At 44.6% G+C, this 1,493-nt stretch carries 1 protein-coding gene; it reads left to right on the forward strand.

Features of this window, described 5'->3' with window-relative positions; translation table 11 throughout:
- Nucleotides 1–1,407: group II intron reverse transcriptase/maturase (gene ltrA / locus LB465_RS18025; protein ID WP_224471307.1), on the forward strand; the 1,407-nt coding region annotated here is incomplete at its 5' end.
- Nucleotides 1,408–1,493: the final 86 nt, after the last annotated feature.

Genomic DNA, 1,493 nt, shown 5'->3' on the forward strand with positions numbered 1-1,493 from the left:
TGTTACCTTATGAAGGGAAGAATGCAGAAAATATCGAAAGATACCTGGCTGCAAAAGGATAGGGCGGAACCCGACAGCTATGCAGCAGGGCAGACCTTTATGAGGATAACTGAAAACAACCTTACTGATGTTACTACTTTAGAAGATGGATTATTAGAACAGATCCTGTCTCCTTCCAACCTGAACCGGGCTTACAAAAGGGTTCGGAGCAACAAAGGAAAGGGAGGAGTAGACAAGATGGAAATCGACTCCTTACAGGACTATCTTGTAGAAAACAGGGATGAGCTATTACAATCCATAAGGGACGGAAAATATCGTCCCAAACCAGCACGACGAGTAACAATACCCAAAGAGAATGGCCGAAAGCGCTTACTAGGTTTGCCCACAGTGGTAGACAAGGTAATCCAACAAGCTATTACTCAGGTACTCTCTCCTATTTACGAGGATCAATTCTCTACCCACAGCTACGGCTTTAGACCCGGTAGAAATACTCATCAGGCACTTAAGAAATGCAGGGATTATATCAGCGATGGCTACATCTATGCTGTCGATATGGACCTGCAAGAGTTCTTCGACAAGGTAAGCCACAGTAAACTTGTGGAGATCTTATCAAGAACGATAAAGGATGGGCGGGTAATCTCGCTCATTCACAAGTATCTTAGGGCTGGAGTAATGATCGGAAATAAGTTTGAAGAAACAAAGCTGGGGGTTCCTCAGGGAGGACCACTAAGTCCACTGATGAGCAATGTAATGTTAAATGAGTTGGACAAGGAGCTCCAAAGAAGGGGGCACCGCTTCGTCCGCTATGCGGACGACAGTCTCATACTCTGTAAGAGTAGGAGAAGTGCGGAGCGAACGCTAAGGAATATTATTCCTTTTATCGAGGATAAGTTATTCTTGAAAGTGAATAGAGAGAAAACAAATGTTTCTCACGTCTCTAAGGTCAAATTCCTTGGACATACCTTCTACCGAAGTCGCGGAAAAGGTAGACTCCGAGCCCATCCAACAAGTATCCGAAAAATGAAACAGCGGTTAAAACAGCTTACATCAAGGAACAATGGATGGGGTGAAGACCAGAGAAAGGAAACACTCAACCACTACGTTAGAGGCTGGGTGAACTACTTTAAAATGGCAGATATAAAAAGCCTGCTGAGAAACATAGATCGCTGGTATCGTCGACGTCTAAGGATGTGTATCTGGAAACAATGGAAACGCATTCGCACGAAAGGAAAGATGCTTATCAAGCTTGGCCTGAACAAGTGGAAAGCGTGGGAATATGCCAACACGAGGAGAAGTCACTGGCATATCGCCAACAGCTTTATCCTCACAAGGACCATTACCACGCACAGACTGAGACAGGCTGGCTACCCTTTTCTGCTGGATTATTATCTTAAAGTTAGAACGTAAATTAGGGAACCGCTCAGTACGGATCCGTACGCTGAGTGGTGTGAGAGGACAGATAGGGAATTAATCCCTATCTTCCTACTCGATTT

This window comes from Salegentibacter lacus (assembly GCF_020164555.1).
In the GTDB taxonomy this organism is placed as follows: domain Bacteria; phylum Bacteroidota; class Bacteroidia; order Flavobacteriales; family Flavobacteriaceae; genus Salegentibacter; species Salegentibacter lacus.